The organism is Paenibacillus sp. FSL R10-2199 (assembly GCF_038000235.1).
GTDB classification, from domain to species: Bacteria; Bacillota; Bacilli; order Paenibacillales; family Paenibacillaceae; genus Paenibacillus_AQ; species Paenibacillus_AQ phytohabitans.
Genome location: NZ_JBBOBO010000002.1, coordinates 1,868,254 through 1,882,991 on the forward strand (window position 1 = coordinate 1,868,254; position 14,738 = coordinate 1,882,991).

8 protein-coding genes, 14 tRNA genes and 3 rRNA genes are annotated in these 14,738 nt (G+C 50.5%); 2 read left to right on the plus strand and 23 right to left on the minus strand.

The genetic code is table 11. The features are described 5' to 3' along the window. Positions 1–36 precede the first annotated feature (36 nt). Positions 37–1,488, plus strand: a complete 1,452-nt coding sequence (katA, locus tag NYE33_RS35870) for a catalase KatA (RefSeq protein ID WP_341070034.1) — start codon at positions 37–39, stop codon at positions 1,486–1,488. 93 nt (positions 1,489–1,581) lie between these two features. On the opposite strand, the gene NYE33_RS35875 is transcribed toward katA, so the two are convergent. The 20 genes from NYE33_RS35875 to NYE33_RS35970 form a co-directional block, all read right to left on the minus strand. Next, on the minus strand, positions 1,582–2,532 hold the full coding sequence (locus tag NYE33_RS35875; protein ID WP_042133682.1) for a helix-turn-helix transcriptional regulator: 951 nt from the start codon (positions 2,530–2,532) through the stop codon (positions 1,582–1,584). A gap of 218 nt (positions 2,533–2,750) precedes the next feature. After that, positions 2,751–2,821 (minus strand) — tRNA-Gly (locus NYE33_RS35880). A gap of 12 nt (positions 2,822–2,833) precedes the next feature. Continuing rightward, positions 2,834–2,907 (minus strand) — tRNA-Pro (locus tag NYE33_RS35885). A gap of 153 nt (positions 2,908–3,060) precedes the next feature. Beyond that, a tRNA-Arg gene (locus tag NYE33_RS35890) sits at positions 3,061–3,137 on the minus strand. A gap of 10 nt (positions 3,138–3,147) precedes the next feature. After that, positions 3,148–3,222: transfer RNA gene (locus NYE33_RS35895), tRNA-Gly, on the minus strand. A gap of 7 nt (positions 3,223–3,229) precedes the next feature. Then, positions 3,230–3,313 (minus strand) — tRNA-Leu (locus NYE33_RS35900). 16 nt (positions 3,314–3,329) lie between these two features. After that, positions 3,330–3,405 (minus strand) — tRNA-Lys (locus NYE33_RS35905). Between the two features lie 27 nt (positions 3,406–3,432). Next, a tRNA-Gln gene (locus NYE33_RS35910) sits at positions 3,433–3,507 on the minus strand. Between the two features lie 94 nt (positions 3,508–3,601). Continuing rightward, positions 3,602–3,679, minus strand: a tRNA-Asp gene (locus NYE33_RS35915). Between the two features lie 4 nt (positions 3,680–3,683). Next, positions 3,684–3,760, minus strand: a tRNA-Met gene (locus tag NYE33_RS35920). Positions 3,761–3,793: 33 nt separating this feature from the next. Beyond that, positions 3,794–3,869 (minus strand) — tRNA-Val (locus tag NYE33_RS35925). Between the two features lie 5 nt (positions 3,870–3,874). After that, positions 3,875–3,946 (minus strand) — tRNA-Glu (locus tag NYE33_RS35930). A 51-nt stretch (positions 3,947–3,997) separates the two neighbouring features. Beyond that, positions 3,998–4,087: transfer RNA gene (locus NYE33_RS35935), tRNA-Ser, on the minus strand. A gap of 3 nt (positions 4,088–4,090) precedes the next feature. Beyond that, a tRNA-Asn gene (locus NYE33_RS35940) sits at positions 4,091–4,166 on the minus strand. 3 nt (positions 4,167–4,169) lie between these two features. Beyond that, positions 4,170–4,246, minus strand: a tRNA-Ile gene (locus NYE33_RS35945). 63 nt (positions 4,247–4,309) lie between these two features. Then, positions 4,310–4,426, minus strand: a 5S ribosomal RNA gene (rrf, locus tag NYE33_RS35950). A gap of 78 nt (positions 4,427–4,504) precedes the next feature. Beyond that, positions 4,505–7,435: ribosomal RNA gene (locus tag NYE33_RS35955) — 23S ribosomal RNA — on the minus strand. 301 nt (positions 7,436–7,736) lie between these two features. Then, positions 7,737–9,294 (minus strand): 16S ribosomal RNA (locus NYE33_RS35960). Together the 16S, 23S and 5S rRNA genes with 14 tRNA genes alongside form the textbook arrangement of a ribosomal RNA operon. Positions 9,295–9,802: 508 nt before the next feature. Further along, positions 9,803–10,978, minus strand: a complete 1,176-nt coding sequence (locus tag NYE33_RS35965) for an Acg family FMN-binding oxidoreductase (RefSeq protein ID WP_341070035.1) — start codon at positions 10,976–10,978, stop codon at positions 9,803–9,805. A gap of 40 nt (positions 10,979–11,018) precedes the next feature. Next, positions 11,019–11,666, minus strand: a complete 648-nt coding sequence (locus NYE33_RS35970) for a TetR/AcrR family transcriptional regulator (protein WP_341070037.1) — start codon at positions 11,664–11,666, stop codon at positions 11,019–11,021. 279 nt (positions 11,667–11,945) lie between these two features. On the opposite strand from NYE33_RS35970, the gene NYE33_RS35975 reads away from it, so the two are divergent. After that, positions 11,946–12,071, plus strand: coding sequence for a DUF4023 family protein (locus NYE33_RS35975; protein ID WP_076248006.1), 126 nt, complete (start codon positions 11,946–11,948; stop codon positions 12,069–12,071). Between the two features lie 157 nt (positions 12,072–12,228). On the opposite strand, the gene NYE33_RS35980 is transcribed toward NYE33_RS35975, so the two are convergent. The 3 genes from NYE33_RS35980 to NYE33_RS35990 form a co-directional block, all read right to left on the minus strand. Then, positions 12,229–12,945 carry a stalk domain-containing protein gene (locus NYE33_RS35980; protein ID WP_042133678.1) on the minus strand — a complete coding sequence of 239 codons (717 nt, stop codon included), beginning with the start codon at positions 12,943–12,945 and terminating at the stop codon, positions 12,229–12,231. Between the two features lie 126 nt (positions 12,946–13,071). Continuing rightward, positions 13,072–13,611, minus strand: coding sequence for a GNAT family N-acetyltransferase (locus tag NYE33_RS35985; protein ID WP_341070105.1), 540 nt, complete (start codon positions 13,609–13,611; stop codon positions 13,072–13,074). A 189-nt stretch (positions 13,612–13,800) separates the two neighbouring features. Next, positions 13,801–14,628, minus strand: a complete 828-nt coding sequence (locus NYE33_RS35990; RefSeq protein ID WP_171717870.1) for a methyl-accepting chemotaxis protein — start codon at positions 14,626–14,628, stop codon at positions 13,801–13,803. Positions 14,629–14,738 lie beyond the last annotated feature (110 nt).

Consider the following 14,738-nt stretch of genomic DNA (forward strand, 5'->3'; position numbering starts at 1 on the left):
TCTAAAATCAAATCCTAATACGAGGTGACTGTATTCATGAGTGAGAGCAATAACAAACTAACGACAAGCTGGGGTGCCCCGGTAGGTGACAACCAGAATTCTATGACAGCCGGTTCCCGCGGACCCACTTTGCTGCAGGATGTTCATCTGCTGGAGAAATTAGCCCATTTTAACCGGGAACGTGTTCCTGAGCGTGTCGTCCATGCCAAAGGTGCCGGTGCTCATGGCTATTTTGAAGTCACCAAAGATCTCTCCCAATATACAAAAGCTGCCTTCTTATCTGAAGTCGGTAAGCGCACACCGATGTTCATCCGCTTCTCTACCGTAGCCGGGGAGCTGGGTTCTGCTGATACCGTGCGCGATCCGCGCGGCTTTGCCGTGAAATTCTATACCGAAGAAGGCAACTACGACCTCGTCGGCAACAATACACCTGTCTTTTTCATCCGTGATGCGATCAAATTCCCGGACTTTATCCATACCCAGAAACGCCACCCGCAGACACATCTGAAGAACCCGAACGCTGTATGGGATTTCTGGTCGCTCTCCCCTGAATCCCTGCACCAGGTTACGATTCTGATGTCTGACCGCGGCATACCGGCCACCCTCCGTCATATGCACGGCTTCGGCAGCCATACGTTCAAGTGGGTGAATGCAGAAGGCGCCGCAGTATGGGTGAAATACCATTTCAAAACAGAGCAGGGCGTCAAGAATCTCGATGTTAATCTGGCTGCGCAGATTGCCGGTGACAACCCGGATTACCATACTGAGGACTTGTTCAATGCGATCGACAAAGGGGATTTTCCCGCCTGGAGACTGCATGTGCAGATCATGCCTGTAGAGGATGCTGACACCTACCGTTTCGACCCGTTTGATGTCACCAAGGTATGGTCCCAGAAGGATTACCCGCTGATTGAGGTGGGCCGCATGGTGCTGGACCGCAATCCGGAGAACTACTTCGCCGAAGTAGAGCAGGCTACCTTCTCCCCGGGATCATTTGTGCCAGGGATAGAAGCCTCTCCTGATAAAATGCTCCAGGGCCGCCTCTTCGCCTACGGAGACGCCCACCGTTACCGGGTAGGAGCGAATCACAACCACCTGCCGGTTAACCGGCCCATCGCCGAGGTGAACAATAATCAGCGGGATGGCGCGCTGAATCACACCAATAACGGCGGAGGCTCCGTGTATTACGAGCCTAACAGCTTCGGCGGGGCAACCGAGTCGCCGCAGGATAGACCGGCCGCTTTTGCAGTCTCCGGTCAAGCAGACAGTGTCCCTTATGATCACAACGATCATTACACCCAGCCGGGTGATCTCTATCGTCTGCTGAATGAAGAGGAGCGTGCCCGGCTCGTACGCAATATTGTAGGCGCGATGACTCCAGTCGAGTCGGATGAGATCAAGCTTCGCCAGATTGGCCATTTCTACAAAGCCGATCCGGAATTTGGACGGCGTATCGCGGACGGACTGGGACTGGTGGTACCGGAGTAACTCCACTTGCACCCTTCAGCGCCAAGAAACCCCTGACTTCATCAGTCAGGGGTTTCTTGGGATTATCGTATTTGCATTTTCTATGTATATTCCCTAATGATACACATTCATCCACTGCTCCAGCTGCTGCTTCAGTCCCTGTCTCGCGGATACCGGCTCAAGAATCTCGGCGTTAGGGCCATATTGCAGAATCCACTTAATAAATTCCTTGTCGTTATTGACGGTGACTTCAAACAGCAGACTTCCGTCTTCCTCATCGGTCATTCGCGGGTGCACGAACAATTCCTCTTCTTTGATGTAACGCGCTACCTCCGGATGAAACCGCACTTTGAAGGTGGTATTCTTGTTGCCCCGGTCGATCGACCAGGTATTTTTCAGATACTGTTTAATATTGAAATCCCCTTTGTCGAAGGGGGTATCCGTCACCTCTACCTGCTGAAAACGGCTGATGCGAAACGTCCGGATCGCCCTCTTCAGGTGGCAATAGCCAATCAGATAGAATCTCTGGTCACGCGGAATCAAATAATAAGGATCAATCTCCCGCTGCGTTGTCTCGTTGCGCAATTGCGAGTGATATACCGTACGAATCCGCCGTTGCTCCATAATCGCCCCGATCAGCGGCTGCAGGAAATTCCGGCTCTCCTTGCGGTAAGCAGGCTTGCCCATTTGGATAATATCTGAAATATTCTCAAGCATTCCATTCTGTTTGGATTTCTCCTTCAGATGTGTGCCCATGACTTTGTCAAAGGCAGACAGAAAACCTGGGGGGATTTTGCCGGGTGCCAGCACGGAGGGCAGCAGAGAGAAGGCCATTGCCTCCTGCTCGGAGAAATCCAGCGGGTATAAGAAGAATTTCCCCATAAACTTATAACCCGTTCCTCTCCCCTCATTCATCACCGGTGCAAAATGACTGATTACATCCAAGTCCCTGTAAATCGTTCTAATATTCACCTCGCACCGGAATGCCAGATCCGCAGCCGTAATCCCGGGATTCGACTGGATGGCGTTAATGATCTTGAAGATCCGTATTACTTTGTCTGTCATAATAAATGCTCCTCAACTTCCAAGTAAATAGTGCCTGTTCTTCCATAGTTCTAATATAACAGGTCTATATAAACATGGCTGTCTGCATAATATAGCATTACCAGCGCATAGAGCGGCCACCAGCATATACTATGTATTTTTAGTAAGCAATACTTCCGCCCCATGCTAAAAAAACAAAAAAACCCTTGAATATCAAGGGTTGCTGTAACTATTATTTAAGCGGGTGATGGGAATCGAACCCACGCTATCAGCTTGGAAGGCTGAAGTTCTACCATTGAACTACACCCGCAAAGGTGAAATATCGGGATGACACGATTTGAACATGCGACCCCCTGGTCCCAAACCAGGTGCTCTACCAAGCTGAGCTACATCCCGTTAATATAAAAGCTATACTGCAAAGTAATAATGGCGCGCCCTGAGAGATACGGATGCTTCGCATCCGATTGCGAAGTTGTGCTATTGAAGCTGATGCTCCAACGAACTCGTTCGAATCCTGAGGACACTTTGATGATTCAATGAAGTTATAAATGGCGCGCCCTGAGAGATTCGAACTCCCGGCCTTTTGATTCGTAGTCAAACGCTCTATCCAGCTGAGCTAAGGGCGCAAAATCTATATGGAGCGGACGACGGGAATCGAACCCGCGACCCTCGCCTTGGCAAGGCGATGCTCTACCGCTGAGCCACGTCCGCAAAAACATGGTGCGCGTGAAGGGACTTGAACCCCCACGTCGTGAAACGCCAGATCCTAAGTCTGGTGCGTCTGCCATTCCGCCACACGCGCACACTTTATAAGAAAATGGTGAGCCATGAAGGACTCGAACCTTCGACACCCTGATTAAAAGTCAGGTGCTCTACCAACTGAGCTAATGGCTCTCATAAGAGAAGCAATCATAAATGAAATGGCTGGGGATATAGGAATCGAACCTATGAATGACGGAGTCAAAGTCCGTTGCCTTACCGCTTGGCTAATCCCCAATATTAATAATTAGCAAACACTACGGAATCGGGTGGATACTCTATACTTCGAGATATAGGATGCTCAATCCCTGATACCTTCATACAATAAAAATGGCGGAACCGACGGGATTCGAACCCGCGATCTCCTGCGTGACAGGCAGGCATGTTAGGCCAACTACACCACGGTTCCAAATTGGTTGCGGGGGCAGGATTTGAACCTGCGGCCTTCGGGTTATGAGCCCGACGAGCTACCGGGCTGCTCCACCCCGCGTCAATGTTAAAGATCTATTCTGTTAAAGATAGATGGTGGAGGCTGAGGGGTTCGAACCCCCGACCCTCTGCTTGTAAGGCAGATGCTCTCCCAGCTGAGCTAAGCCTCCATATATGACTCGTATGGGATTCGAACCCATGTTACCTCCGTGAAAGGGAGGTGTCTTAACCCCTTGACCAACGAGCCATGCTGTTAAATAATTCTACTTCTCATCCCTATACAGGGAAGGTAAAGCTACGGAGAGAGAGGGATTCGAACCCTCGAGACGCTTGTGGCGCCTACACGATTTCCAATCGTGCTCCTTCGGCCAAACTCGGACACCTCTCCAGATGGCTCCCCGAACAGGACTCGAACCTGTGACAACTCGATTAACAGTCGAGTGCTCTACCAACTGAGCTATCAGGGAATATGGTGGGCCTTAGTGGACTTGAACCACTGACCTCACCCTTATCAGAGGTGCGCTCTAACCAGCTGAGCTAAAGGCCCGTTCTCATACCACTATGCAACTAATAAGGGCAAAAAAAATACCACAGTGTGTGTGGATTGTCCGCTTGGCGGCGTCCTACTCTCCCAGGACCCTTCGGTCCAAGTACCATCGGCGCTGGAGGGCTTAACGGTCGTGTTCGGGATGGGTACGCGTGGAACCCCTCCGCTATCGCCACCAAACGGGCATTTACAGCGTAAATGCTTCAGGAATTTGATTCCTGAAAACTGAATCCGAAACGAATCTGCGTTGTTCGAAATTTGGATAAGCCCTCGACCGATTAGTATTGGTCAGCTCCATGCATTGCTGCACTTCCACCTCCAACCTATCTACCTCGTCGTCTTCAAGGGGTCTTACTAATTGGGAAATCTCATCTTGAGGGGGGCTTCACGCTTAGATGCTTTCAGCGCTTATCCCGTCCGTACGTAGCTACTCAGCCATGCTCCTGGCGGAACAACTGATGCACCAGCGGTACGTCCATCCCGGTCCTCTCGTACTAAGGACAGCTCCTCTCAAATTTCCTGCGCCCACGACAGATAGGGACCGAACTGTCTCACGACGTTCTGAACCCAGCTCGCGTACCGCTTTAATGGGCGAACAGCCCAACCCTTGGGACCTACTTCAGCCCCAGGATGCGATGAGCCGACATCGAGGTGCCAAACCTCCCCGTCGATGTGGACTCTTGGGGGAGATAAGCCTGTTATCCCCAGGGTAGCTTTTATCCGTTGAGCGATGGCCCTTCCATGCGGTACCACCGGATCACTAAGTCCGACTTTCGTCCCTGCTCGACTTGTAGGTCTCGCAGTCAAGCTCCCTTATGCCTTTGCACTCTGCGAATGATTTCCAACCATTCTGAGGGAACCTTTGAACGCCTCCGTTACTCTTTAGGAGGCGACCGCCCCAGTCAAACTGCCCGCCTGACACGGTCCCCGTACCCGATTAGGGCACTAGGTTAGAACCTAGATACGATCAGGGTGGTATCCCAACGGCGCCTCCGCAGAAGCTTGCGCTCCTGCCTCAACGGCTCCCACCTATCCTGTACAGATCGTACCCAAATTCAATATCAAGCTGCAGTAAAGCTCCATGGGGTCTTTCCGTCTTGTCGCGGGTAACCTGCATCTTCACAGGTATTAAAATTTCACCGGATCTCTCGTTGAGACAGCGCCCAAGTCGTTACGCCATTCGTGCGGGTCAGAATTTACCTGACAAGGAATTTCGCTACCTTAGGACCGTTATAGTTACGGCCGCCGTTTACTGGGGCTTCGGTTCACAGCTTCGGGTTTAACCCCTAACCACTCCCCTTAACCTTCCAGCACCGGGCAGGCGTCAGCCCGTATACTTCGCCTTGCGGCTTCGCACAGACCTGTGTTTTTGCTAAACAGTCGCTTGGGCCTTTTCACTGCGGCCCCCTCGGGCTATTCACCCTACCGAGGCACCTCTTCTCCCGAAGTTACGAGGTCATTTTGCCGAGTTCCTTAACGAGAGTTCTTCCGCGCGCCTTAGAATTCTCTTCTCGCCTACCTGTGTCGGTTTGCGGTACGGGCACCTTCTCCTGGCTAGAGGCTTTTCTTGGCAGTGTGAGATCATGACCTTCGCTACTACAATTTTCGCTCCCCATCACAGCCCAGCCTTAGTGATGTGCGGATTTGCCTACACATCAGCCTCACTGCTTAGACGGACATATCCATCAGTCCGCGTCACTACCCTCCTGCGTCACCCCATCGCTCATAGCGGATTACGGTGGTACAGTAATTTCAAACTGTTGTCCTTCGACTACGCCTTTCGGCCTCGCCTTAGGTCCCGACTTACCCTGAGCGGACGAGCCTTCCTCAGGAAACCTTGGGCTTTCGGCGGATCAGATTCTCACTGATCTTTTCGTTACTCATACCGGCATTCTCACTTGTATGCTGTCCAGCGCTCCTTACGGTACACCTTCAACCTACATACAACGCTCCCCTACCCCAGATACAAAGTATCTAGCCATAGCTTCGGTGGTGTGTTTAGCCCCGTTACATTTTCGGCGCAGAGTCACTCGACCAGTGAGCTATTACGCACTCTTTCAATGGTGGCTGCTTCTAAGCCAACATCCTGGTTGTCTGTGCAACTCCACATCCTTTCCCACTTAACACACACTTGGGGACCTTAGCTGATGGTCTGGGCTGTTTCCCTTTTGACAATGGATCTTAGCACTCACTGTCTGACTCCCGGCAAGAAGTTAATGGCATTCGGAGTTTGACTGAGCTTGGTAACCCTTGCGGGCCCCGCACCCAATCAGTGCTCTACCTCCACCACTCCATTCACCGAGGCTAGCCCTAAAGCTATTTCGGGGAGAACCAGCTATCTCCGAGTTCGATTGGAATTTCTCCGCTACCCCCACCTCATCCCCGCATTTTTCAACATGCGTGGGTTCGGGCCTCCAGTGCGTGTTACCGCACCTTCACCCTGGACAGGGGTAGATCACACGGTTTCGGGTCTACGTCCACATACTTAGTCGCCCTATTCAGACTCGCTTTCGCTGCGGCTCCGGCTTCTCACCTTAACCTTGCATGTTAAACGTAACTCGCCGGTTCATTCTACAAAAGGCACGCCATCACCCATAGATCGGGCTCTGACTTTTTGTAAGCACACGGTTTCAGGTTCTATTTCACTCCCCTTCCGGGGTGCTTTTCACCTTTCCCTCACGGTACTGTTTCACTATCGGTCGCCAGGTAGTATTTAGCCTTAGCAGATGGTCCTGCTGGATTCATACGGGGTTTCACGTGCCCCGCACTACTCGGGATCCGTCTCGGAGAGAACACAGTTTAGGCTACAGGGCTTTTACCTCTATCGCGGGCCTTTCCAGACCTCTTCGCCTACCATATTCCTTTGTAACTCCATGTGAGACGTCCCACAACCCCAAGAGGCAAGCCCCTTGGTTTAGGCTGTTCCGCGTTCGCTCGCCGCTACTGACGGAATCACTATTGTTTTCTCTTCCTCAGGGTACTTAGATGTTTCAGTTCCCCTGGTCTGCCTCTGCGTATCCTATGTATTCAGATACGAGTAACTGCGAATTACCACAGCTGGGTTTCCCCATTCGGACACCCCCGGATCAAAGCTTGCTTACAGCTCCCCGAGGCAGTTTCGTTGTTCGCCACGTCCTTCGTCGGCTCCTGGCGCCTAGGCATCCTCCGTGTGCTCTTATTAGCTTAACCAATGCGTTTTCCGTTAGGAAAATCGCTGTAGCAACTAATAACTATTTCAACTTGCTTACACAAGTTTCAGCTAAAAGATGTTCTAAAACGCAAATTCGTTTCGGTATCCAGTTTTCAAGGATCAAGGTGCTGAAATTTCGGTACAATCACGACTGTGATGTTCGAAAATTCAGACAGTGTAAAGATGAGAGCTTAAACTCTCAAAACTGACCAACGAGTGAGTGTTTGAACCCTAAGGTTCGTTGTGGAAGCTTACGCTTCCGATTTGAATGTCACCGTTGCAGGTGACGATTCTCCATAGAAAGGAGGTGATCCAGCCGCACCTTCCGATACGGCTACCTTGTTACGACTTCACCCCAATCATCTACCCCACCTTCGGCGGCTGGCTCCCTTGCGGGTTACCCCACCGACTTCGGGTGTTGTAAACTCTCGTGGTGTGACGGGCGGTGTGTACAAGACCCGGGAACGTATTCACCGCGGCATGCTGATCCGCGATTACTAGCAATTCCGACTTCATGCAGGCGAGTTGCAGCCTGCAATCCGAACTGAGACCGGCTTTGCTGGGATTGGCTCCACCTCGCGGTTTCGCTTCCCGTTGTACCGGCCATTGTAGTACGTGTGTAGCCCAGGTCATAAGGGGCATGATGATTTGACGTCATCCCCACCTTCCTCCGGTTTGTCACCGGCAGTCACTCTAGAGTGCCCAGCCTTACCTGCTGGCAACTAAAGTCAAGGGTTGCGCTCGTTGCGGGACTTAACCCAACATCTCACGACACGAGCTGACGACAACCATGCACCACCTGTCTCCGATGCTCCGAAGAGGGGCACTATCTCTAATGCTTTCATCGGGATGTCAAGACCTGGTAAGGTTCTTCGCGTTGCTTCGAATTAAACCACATACTCCACTGCTTGTGCGGGTCCCCGTCAATTCCTTTGAGTTTCAGTCTTGCGACCGTACTCCCCAGGCGGAGTGCTTACTGTGTTAACTTCGGCACCAAGGGTATCGAAACCCCTAACACCTAGCACTCATCGTTTACGGCGTGGACTACCAGGGTATCTAATCCTGTTTGCTCCCCACGCTTTCGCGCCTCAGCGTCAGTTACAGCCCAGAAAGTCGCCTTCGCCACTGGTGTTCCTCCACATATCTACGCATTTCACCGCTACACGTGGAATTCCACTTTCCTCTTCTGTACTCAAGTCACCCAGTTTCCAGTGCGACCCCAGGTTGAGCCCAAGGTTTAAACACCAGACTTAAATGACCGCCTGCGCGCGCTTTACGCCCAATAATTCCGGACAACGCTTGCCCCCTACGTATTACCGCGGCTGCTGGCACGTAGTTAGCCGGGGCTTTCTTCTCAGGTACCGTCACTCCGGTAGCAGTTACTCTACCGGACGTTCTTCCCTGGCAACAGAGCTTTACGATCCGAAAACCTTCATCACTCACGCGGCATTGCTCCGTCAGGCTTTCGCCCATTGCGGAAGATTCCCTACTGCTGCCTCCCGTAGGAGTCTGGGCCGTGTCTCAGTCCCAGTGTGGCCGTTCACCCTCTCAGGTCGGCTACGCATCGTCGCCTTGGTGAGCCGTTACCCCACCAACTAGCTAATGCGCCGCAGGCCCATCCCCAAGTGGCAGATTGCTCCGCCTTTCATTCTCTCTTCAGGAGAGGAAAGAAATTATCCGGTATTAGCTACCGTTTCCGGTAGTTATCCCAGTCTTGAGGGCAGGTTGCCTACGTGTTACTCACCCGTCCGCCGCTAAGTAAGAATGGAAGCAAGCTTCCATTCTTACTCCGCTCGACTTGCATGTATTAGGCATGCCGCCAGCGTTCGTCCTGAGCCAGGATCAAACTCTCCAAATTGTATTTAGAAAGAGCGATTGCTCATTTTGAAACATCTGACGAGAATTTTCATTCTCACGATGAGATTTCCAAAGCGTACAAGACGCTGTGAAACTCATCATTTTTGGAAGTCACTTTCGTGATTTCCAATACTCACTCGTTGTTCAGTTTTCAAAGATCAAGCTCGTTGTCAGCGCCGCTTACCGCGTCACCAGCAACTCTTATAATATATCACATCCAACCGATCAATGCAAGCTCTTTTTTTCAACTTCTTTTTCGAGCTCGGCGTTGATGTTTCGCGGCCAGAAATAGAATATATCATGTATAGAAATTCTTTGCAAGCTTTATTTTGAAACTATCTTGTGCATTCCCTTGAACTCCAGGTGCTTCACGGATTGTGCCCCATAATGCATGGAGTGCGGCGAACCGCACTCACAGTACTCCTTCCGACACAATGTATCAGTTAATCCAACAGGATAGATAATATCCACAGAGTGAAGGCTTATTACTCTCTAGCAGAATTACGGCCTTAATTATCGTCCAGTAGCTCTAGCACATCACGCCTCATGCTAAGCTGCCCTGTCTTAAGCGGAGTTCCCACACGGGCCAGCATCTGAATCGTCTGACCGGGAGCGGCATATTCGCGGTGAATCCCGCTGTACAATCTGCTCATCTCGGGATATTCCTCAAGCACCTGGCTTAATGGTTGCATAGCCAGCCCTTGAAGGTGGGCAGTCAAGGTTAACCGGCTGTAGAGCATGCCGCTCCGGATTTGGCTGACCCGGCTGTTGTCATTGCTGATAATTAGCACGTACGCGGGAGTACTCTTGACCGAAGCTGTTGTGGAGTTGATAAACTGCTTCGAAGCAGCTTTTCCTTCATTTAGGGATGGAAACAGAGTTACTGCACCCTGAAGGATATGTCGCATAATACCGCTAGTTCCTTGTCCTTCTACAGAGAATCCATCGCGGAATTGATTCTTCTCCCGTTCATTGGTGCGGAAGATCCGTGCGGATTCCTGCATCACAGAATCTACACCAGCCTCTATTACTGCCGCTTTCTCGGCGTAGTCTCCCAATATCTTCATATTGCCGGCATCCTGAACGATGTTCATTTTCAGACCGCTGATATAATTAATACTCTGCAGTCCCTTCAATTGAACCGGGCTGAGCTTATCGGAAGTATAAGGTCCCCTATTGGTATCCGGCTGGAATAAATAATTGTAGAGCGGCGGCTGGCTTACCAGACTTATGCTATTGAGCGTAAGACGTGCAACCGGTTTGCTGGCCATACTCTCTTCCAGCCTGCTCTCATCATAGCGTCCCTCAGGAAACAGTTTGATGTCTACCTGATATCCAAGCTGTTGTCCTGCAATCCGTACATATTCCAGAAAGGTTCCCTGCGAAATCATTAACTGTCTTGCTTCAGGATCCACCGCCGGAGACAGGCGTCTGTTGTCAGCATATAGTGTAAACACTTTATCGTTCTTCTGATCCAGCTTGATTAACCAAGGCTGCATATTATGCCCGCTTGCGGCCAGCAGACCATGTGCGGCCAGTCTCACTCTGGGATCTGTCATAGCTGCGGAGTACCCTTGACTCCACGGCTGCAAGTAATCCTGCTGCCTGAAGACTCCGCTAAGGAACATTAATAAGGCAAACACGGCAAGGACCAGCCCGGCAGTAAACGAAATAATTAGCTTCAATATTTTAAAACTCCTCTTTCCTTTCAATGGACCCCCTCCTCTAGACTTTTATAGACTCAACCATCAGATGGAAGGCTGCCATTACGAGTTCATCCGGTGTTGTCGAATGCATCTGCCTGAGATAATTCTCCTTCTTCCGGACCGTATTCAAAACACCGATCACACAAGACCACAGCACCAGCGCGGTTTCGACTGGATTCAGGCTTTTACGGATTACGCCCTCTTCTATCCCTTTGCGGGTTAGCCCGATTAAGTACTCTGTCATCGTCTCACCCAAGGCATAACATTCCTCTCTGGAGGCGTCCGTGATTCCCCTATCGAAGTCAATCTCTGCGGTCTCGTATTCCATAATGGCCTTGAAGTATTCCGGGTGCACTTTGCTGAAACGGTAAAAAACATTGCCCATTTGCATAAGACTGTCTATGGCATTAGCGGTCTTCGTCTCAAGCATTTCCTGCTGCAGCATCCCTTGCATCAATCTATAGCCCCTGATCATGATCTCAAAGTAAAGCTGTTCCTTGCTGTTGAAATATACATATAGCGTTCTCTTGCTGAATTCCGCCGTTTTGGCAATGTCATCCATGGTCGTATTCTGGTACCCTTTGGCAAAAAAGACTGTCTCCGCAGCTTCTATAATGTCGTTCCTGCGGAGCTCCTTCTCTTTCATTTTGCGTTCGCTGCTTCCCACAGTCTCGCCTCCTTTCAAACTGCACGGCAGTGCAGTCAAGTAAACTATTAGTTTACTTTGCGCTTCTTAGGGTCCTGATGTCTGTGAGGTTGGTTACATTCGAAAGAAACAAGCCATGCATGAGAAGGGTCCGAAGTGGATAAAGTAAATACACCAAACTTAAGCGTTTGCTTTTGAAGCTATGCTTAACAACACTGAAGCTCATGATTCCAAAGTGGGTATTGTTCGAAGTACATTCACCGAGGTTAAGCTGAGCAAACTATTAGGAGGACCGCCGCAATGGACACTCATGAATTCGTGGAGAAATTCCAGGAGAATCAGCGGAAAGCGCTGAAGAACAGAAACCGGGGCAAAGGAACACCGGGCGCACGCCTTGCGAACAAACAGCACAGCACCAATAAATAGGCTACAACATTCAGCCAGGAGCTGTATACCAAAAAAGGATGTCTGCAAGGACCAGTTCAGCTGGCTCTGCGGACATCCCTTTTTACTATAAGAACATTCTATAAATATGCTTCTGAAGATTTCTCTGTGTGTTCTATCTCTATAGAAGCAGTAGTGATTATTTGCTCAATTTCGCTACACTTACAGCTACTTTCTCGATTTGTGCTTTGCTGAGTGATTTATCCGGCGAACTGATAGTCACAAAACGGTCTGCCAGCGCAAAGGTCAGCATAGCCGTATCTGAAGGGGTGTACCACTTCGCTTCCGTTCCGTTGGATAGCTTCACGGTAGTTCCGTTATAATCGTAAGAATAATCACGCGGGGATACATTCACCCGCATTTTATTGAACAGGAAGCTTACGCCGTCATCTCCGCCCACAACCTTCTGGAATGCATCCCCGCTGATCATTTGGGCCGGAGCATAAGCTGTTTCAAAGCCCTGGTAGGCGGCGAACGCCTTGGTAATCTCTTCTTTTTGTGCTGCACTGTATTGTACTGCCGCTAAAGCAATAGCTGAACCGTTATCCGGTGTTGTAGTTACCTTTCCGCCGCCCAGAATGACCTGGTTAGTAGAAGCATTGAATGTTACCGGCACCTTCAGTGCATCCGCCAGTGCCCGGACCGGAAGGTACGTTGTATCATTATAAGTAATTGGTGACAGTGTTTTGCCATTGCCGTCTACCGGCGTGTAAGCCGCTCCGTTTACTTTGAAGCCGATGCTGTGGTTCAGGTACGCACTGATCTTCTGCATATTCGTTCCTGCGTATACACCTGCTGAACCCGTAATAGCCATTCCGAATACCATGGTTGCTATGATCATTTTTTTGCTCTTCATTATTATCGTCTCCCTTGTGTGTGTATGTTGTTTGTAGTGTTCCTTGCTATAGATTCATTAAACCATTAACTTGTTTCTAACTTGTATCCGGATTGTAAAGAAGTAATTCCGAATCTGCACCAGGTGTTAACGGCTGTTCGGGACCGTAATCTGGTACACCCCGGTGTACAGGATATCTCTAAACCGCTGGAATTCCTTCAGGGTAGCCGGCCGGGGATAGGTCATGATGCGCAGCGGCAGGTCGGCTTGACCCGCGCGCAGCGGCGGCTGCACATAAGGGTACGGATTCAGATAGAAGCCCAGCCGTTCATAGAATCCGATTCTCCGCTGTTCCGTTTCCCCCTCAGGCGGCTCCACCTCCAGCACCACCGGCTTGTCCGATCGGCTAATATAGCGGTTCATCAGCTTCTTGCCGATTCCCCCGCCCCGTATATCCGGGTTAACGGCAATATGCTCAACAAACCGCAATTCAGGGAATTCCCAGGTGGCCATGAAAGCGAGCGTCCGGTCCTCTGCATCCTTTTCGGTATACAGGTGATAATTCGGATTCGCCAGCAAGGCCCGCTGCCCGCTATAGGTTCTGATCTCACTTACCGGAAAAGAAGCTTCCATAATTGCGAATATCTCATCAAAGGTTGTTCCGCTGATTAGCGACTGATTGCTCATTTTCGGCTGCCTGCTTTCTGCTGTTTCTGTTGTGTGAAGCGTCTTGCTCTTTATTTTACCCGTAATTCCTGTATGAATAACTTCATGGGAAGCTACATTAGACATGTCTGGACCTGCTTATATAAAAAAGATGCCCGGAGGCATCATCTGAGGGTTGTTGCGGCTGCAGTTTATAATATACGTCCGGGCCTAGTCCATATTGGATAAATCATTCGCAGTCCCGGCCACATGCTCAAACGCCCGGCTTAACTCCTGCATCGATTGTCCCTGATGCTGTGAGAATGACATGATGTGCTGGATGGACTGGTCCATCTGCAGAATAGACTGCTTCATCCCAGCCAGCTGGCTGTGGATGTTCTTCACCAGTGCGTGGCTGTCATTAGCCAGCTTGCGGATTTCCGTCGCCACCACGCCGAATCCCCGTCCCTGCTCACCGGCTCTCGCCGCTTCAATTGCCGCATTAAGCCCGAGCATATGTGACTGGTCAGCGATCCGTTTGACGGTGGACAGAATCTCAAAGCTGCTCTCGATATCTTGAACCATAGAATTCGAGCTGCTCACTAACTCGTCCAGTCTTTGGGTAATTCCCATAGAGGAACGGGTCACTTCTTCGGAGGTCGCCGTCATTTCTTCCACCAGTGAGGACAATTCCTGTGCACCCTCCTGAAGCCTTGCCGCCTTGTGGTTGGATACCATCGCTGCAATAACACCAATGACTTCACCCTCACGCATGACCGGGACTGCCGTTGAGAGATAGGATATGCCAAAAGCTTCCGGGCCTCGTTCCTCGCGCTGCACTATGCCAGTCTCCAGGGCTGCATACGACACAGTACCTCTGAACTTCTCAATAGGTGCGCCTACCGGAACCTTAAGATCAATCTTCTCACCGGGAAGATAAGCAAGCACCTTGTCCGTATCCGCGAGCACCAGGGCAGCATCCTCGGGGTACGTTTTCTGAATCATACTGAGCACATTCTGCAGCTGCCCAAGCTTATCCTCCTGTTTATCCTCCAGCATAACTATCGACCGCCTGTTCCGTAATTTTCAATATTCAGGTCTGATTATATCACTTAATGAAAAGGGTAATTGAATTTTTCTGAAAATCATGTGGTTCTCCCCTTCAAGAT